Origin of the sequence: Sphaerospermopsis kisseleviana CS-549 (assembly GCF_028329225.1) — a bacterium.
Taxonomy (GTDB): domain Bacteria; phylum Cyanobacteriota; class Cyanobacteriia; order Cyanobacteriales; family Nostocaceae; genus Sphaerospermopsis; species Sphaerospermopsis kisseleviana.
Genome location: NZ_JAQMTI010000171.1, coordinates 1 through 3,931, shown reverse-complemented (window position 1 = coordinate 3,931; position 3,931 = coordinate 1). Strand labels below are relative to the sequence as shown.

The following is a 3,931-nucleotide window of genomic DNA, read 5'->3' as shown; positions in this document are numbered from 1 at the left end:
AGTCCAAACATTGATTCTATTTCCTCCCTATTCATTCTTGGCAGTTTGTAGATTAGAATTGTCTCGATGATGTCTAATATTTGTTGTTGTTGTGTTTGAGACTTTACTTCTTGTTTGGTACGGTTAATTAACTCCCTAGCTTGGGTGATAGCTTTTTCTTCATTGGTAATGATTAGTTTAATTGTAGCAATCCCAATGGGTAATGATGTTGTTTCTTCTATTTCATCTAAATAAATTACTCTCACTCTTTGACTCAGGAAAAATTCTTCATAGTCCTGAATATTACCTTCATCTATAGCACGACTAGGATATATTACTACTCCTTTCCAGCCGCAATTAGGTTTATTTTGGCGTACATATAAACATATTTCTGCAAATAACCTATTGTACAGGTCTTCATCTGGCTGAAATTGCACTTCTAGGAAGTAGATGGGATTTGCTGTAGTTTCTTGAGGTAGGAAGACTCCATCTATTCTAAAAGCTGTTTGCTTGACTTCAATAGATGAAAACTCATAACTTTCAGCTAATTCGGGAGATTGACCTATAAGTTCAAAAAAAATACTTGGTATTTCTTGAAATAAGCGGTAGAATATAGTATCTGTTTTCATTAATTTAATATTAATACTCCTGGTCGGTATTTTACCGCCCTTTTTTTTATTTTATCATGACTAAATATACTGAATAAACATCCTGAAAATCCTTAAATCCTGGACATCCTGATTCAGACAATTATGGTTCAGACAATTATCAAAAAAAGTAAACGCACCTTGACTAAATAGCCAAAGTGCGATCGCAAAAATCTTTTGATATCTAAAATTAATCAACGCAAAATGGCAGACATCAACAGACAATGAAAACAAAATGACGAAAAAGACATTAACGCCTCCTGCCTCATCCCATTACACATCCTGTTCACTCAACTCACGAGTGATGTGATCAAAAGGTTCATCCACAAAAGCAGTATTAGGCACACCAGCAGCCGCTACCTGCTCCTTAACAATATCCTTCATAATTTGCACACCGCGCACTGTGGGAGCAATAGGAACACCCAAAGAATTATAAGTTTCCCGTAAACCTTGCAAAACACGCTCATCCAACACATTCATGTTAGCAGCCACCAGCGCGTAAGTAGCATAACGTAGGTAATAATCCATATCACGCAAACAAGCAGCATAACGGCGAGTTGTATAAGCATTACCACCAGGACGAATTAATTCGGGTAATTCCTCAAACAACTTAGAACCAGCTTGTTTCACAATCGCTGCTGCATTAGCATTAATCGCTGCTGCTGCTTGTACTCTAGCTGTACCAGTTGCAAAATAAGACGTAAGACTATCAATCGCATTCCGGTCAAAATATTTTCCGGCTACGTCATAATTCTTAATTAAAGTTGTAACTGCATCGCGCATTCTGTATTTCTCCCAATCGTGACTATGCTATGGTTTGATATTAATTTGGTTGCACTCTTGCACCTGTAAAGTTTTGTGCCATAGCCATAAAATAGTTGTGGCACAAAAGTATTCATCCATTACATAAGGATTTTAAGCCAAAGTTGACCCCGATAAGATGAAGTTTCTTGTTTTGTGCAGATTTAGCAAGAAAGGTTAACATAACCTATAAACTAGACAATCTGTAACAAAAAATACATAATTATCTTATCTCTACTCTTTACGATATCTAAGGTGGTGTGTCAAAACTTGGGTTAATTCACCCGGTCTACTAGCCAATTATGGTAGTAAATTGGTGACTATGGATATATTTTATCCCAGTAAAGACGTTATACATAACGTCTCTACATCTAGTTGTGGTAAGTAAAAATTATGACTGTCATGGTCTGGCTACAACTAATTTCAGGAAAAAGCGGTTAAATTGACCGTGTTCACCTGTGGACTAAATAGTTCCAACACTTTTAGGATGAAACAGGGAGCAAAAGCTGGCTTTCGTTAGCAATAGTTAGCTTTTTTATATCAGTTAAGATGCTTTGGCAGAAACTGATTTTATTTTAGAAAATTGGCTACAGAAGGAGTAACAATGACAACGCCACAAGAAGTCTTGAAAATGATTCGGGACCAAAACATTCAGATGATCGATCTGAAGTTTATTGATACACCAGGAACTTGGCAGCATCTCACGGTTTACTATAACCAAATTGACGAAAGTTCATTTACTGACGGTGTACCTTTCGATGGTTCTAGTATCCGGGGTTGGAAGGGTATCGAAGAATCTGACATGACAATGGTGTTAGATCCCAACACAGCTTGGATCGACCCTTTCATGGCAGAACCAACTCTAAGTATTATTTGTAGCATTAAAGAACCACGCACAGGCGAATGGTATAACCGTTGTCCCCGTGTGATTGCTCAGAAAGCAGTAGACTATCTTGCTTCTACAGGTCTTGGTGACACTGCCTTTTTCGGTCCAGAAGCGGAATTTTTCATCTTTGATGATGTCCGCTATGACCAAACCGCTAACTCCGGTTACTACTATGTAGATTCTGTAGAAGGTCGTTGGAACACAGGTAGAAAGGGTAAAAATGGTGAAGTAGATGGTCCTAACCTGGGTTACAAAACCCGTTTCAAAGAAGGTTATTTCCCTGTACCACCTACAGACACCTTCCAGGACATCAGAACAGAAATGTTGTTGACAATGGCTAAATGTGGCGTACCCATTGAAAAACAACACCATGAAGTAGCTACCGGTGGTCAGTGTGAACTTGGTTTCCGCTTCGGTAAGCTGATCGAAGCTGCTGACTGGTTAATGACTTACAAATACGTCATCAAAAACGTGGCTAGAAAATACGGTAAAACCGTTACTTTCATGCCCAAACCTATTTTTGGTGATAATGGTTCTGGTATGCACTGTCACCAGTCCATTTGGAATAATGGTAAACCCCTATTTGCTGGTGACAAGTATGCAGGTATGAGCGAAATGGGTCTTTACTACATCGGTGGTATCCTCAAGCACGCTCCAGCTTTATTGGCTATCACCAACCCCACTACAAACTCTTACAAACGTCTCGTACCTGGTTACGAAGCACCTGTTAACTTGGCTTATTCTCAAGGAAACCGTTCTGCTTCTGTACGTATTCCTTTAACTGGTGACAACCCCAAAGCTAAACGGTTAGAGTTCCGCTGTCCTGATGCTACTTCTAACCCATACTTAGCTTTTGCAGCTATGCTTTGCGCTGGTATTGATGGTATTAAGAACAAAATCCATCCTGGTGAACCTTTAGACAGAAATATCTATGAACTTTCTCCTGAAGAACTAGCTAAGATTCCTTCTACTCCTGGTTCTTTGGAATTAGCTTTGGAAGCATTGGAAAATGACCACGCTTTCTTAACTGAAACTGGTGTATTCTCAGAAGATTTCATCCAAAACTGGATTGACTACAAGCTTGCTAACGAAGTTAAGCAAATGCAGTTGCGTCCTCATCCCTACGAATTCTTCTTATATTACGATTGCTAATTACAAGCCGTATAGCGGTTTTCGTTGTGATATCAAACGCAAAAGGAGTACAACCTACTTGTACCCCTTATCAATTTTTAGCCACCTCAGAGGGTGGCTTTTTTATTCTTCAATTTCATAGCCTGTCTGTTTTAGTGCCTTCGCCAAAATATTGATTGCAGCGTCACGACAATTTTCAACACCTATCTACTCAAATCAAGACTGTTAGCTGCTATATAAAACCTAGACAGAGCTAGACTTTACTTTCTACTTCAACGGGAGCATGGGAGCAGTTATCCCTCAGTAGACTTGCACGCCTTAGCCAGACGCGATATTTCTCAAGTTAAGATTTACAAGAAAGACTACCGCTATCATTGCTTGGTTTTCGCATTGGCAATAGTCTTAATTCAATACTTGATATCGCAGGATTATATATCAAGTGGGCGATTTTTTTAACTCACTTATGTCAATGCTTGTCAACATAAGT

3 protein-coding genes are annotated in these 3,931 nt (G+C 38.9%); 1 reads left to right on the top strand and 2 read right to left on the bottom strand.

The window, feature by feature from the left end; all coding sequences use genetic code 11:
• The coding region (locus tag PN497_RS14095; protein WP_096567248.1) for an Rpn family recombination-promoting nuclease/putative transposase at positions 1-608 on the bottom strand (608 nt) is incomplete at its 3' end.
• Positions 609-899: 291 nt separating this feature from the next.
• The gene (apcB, locus tag PN497_RS14090) at positions 900-1,409 is read right to left on the bottom strand and encodes an allophycocyanin subunit beta (RefSeq protein ID WP_096567250.1); all 510 of its coding nucleotides are present in this window, start codon (positions 1,407-1,409) and stop codon (positions 900-902) included.
• Between the two features lie 622 nt (positions 1,410-2,031).
• Here apcB and glnA point away from each other — a divergent pair.
• Complete coding sequence (gene glnA, locus PN497_RS14085) at positions 2,032-3,465, top strand: type I glutamate--ammonia ligase (protein WP_096567252.1); 1,434 nt, start codon at positions 2,032-2,034, stop codon at positions 3,463-3,465.
• Positions 3,466-3,931 lie beyond the last annotated feature (466 nt).